The following is a 602-nucleotide window of genomic DNA, read 5'->3' as shown; positions in this document are numbered from 1 at the left end:
CACTTTGTGATTCATGACTGGGGTGAAGTCGTAACAAGGTAACCGTAGGGGAACCTGCGGTTGGATCACCTCCTTACCTGAGATGCGTTGAGTGAGTGTTCACACAGATTGTCTGATGAAAGAAGAGAATACGTTATTGCGACAGGCTTGTAGCTCAGGTGGTTAGAGCGCACCCCTGATAAGGGTGAGGTCGGTGGTTCAAGTCCACTCAGGCCTACCAAACGCTTTTCCTCCGTGGCATTTTCGGACGCTGCATGACTCCTGTGCTGGTGCACGCTGCGTGCTCCGCGTTGAAACTGACGGCGGTGAAAAGGTTTGTATAAACTGCGATGACGGTTTATTTCTGTATGGGGCTATAGCTCAGCTGGGAGAGCGCCTGCCTTGCACGCAGGAGGTCAGCGGTTCGATCCCGCTTAGCTCCACCATATAACACTATTTCAGAGTATATTGGTGACAGTATGCTGTGAATTATTTTGCTCTTTAACAATCTGGAACAAGCTGAAAATTGAAAACTGTCAGTAATATCGAGAGGTATTATTGAAGAGTCTCTCAACACTCTGCGACCCAAGACGTCTTTGGGTTGTGAGGTTAAGCGAATAAGC

General features: G+C 48.5%; 2 tRNA genes and 1 rRNA gene. All 3 read left to right on the top strand.

The features are described from left to right. A 16S ribosomal RNA gene (locus AM629_RS21425) occupies positions 1–76 on the top strand; the annotation flags it as partial. 67 nt (positions 77–143) lie between these two features. Further along, positions 144–220, top strand: a tRNA-Ile gene (locus AM629_RS21420). Positions 221–349: 129 nt separating this feature from the next. Next, a tRNA-Ala gene (locus AM629_RS21415) sits at positions 350–425 on the top strand. Positions 426–602 lie beyond the last annotated feature (177 nt).

The organism is Photorhabdus heterorhabditis, from assembly GCF_001280945.1.
GTDB lineage: Bacteria > Pseudomonadota > Gammaproteobacteria > Enterobacterales > Enterobacteriaceae > Photorhabdus > Photorhabdus heterorhabditis.
Note: the sequence above shows the minus strand (reverse complement) of the source record. Positions and strands in the feature narration are given on the sequence as shown.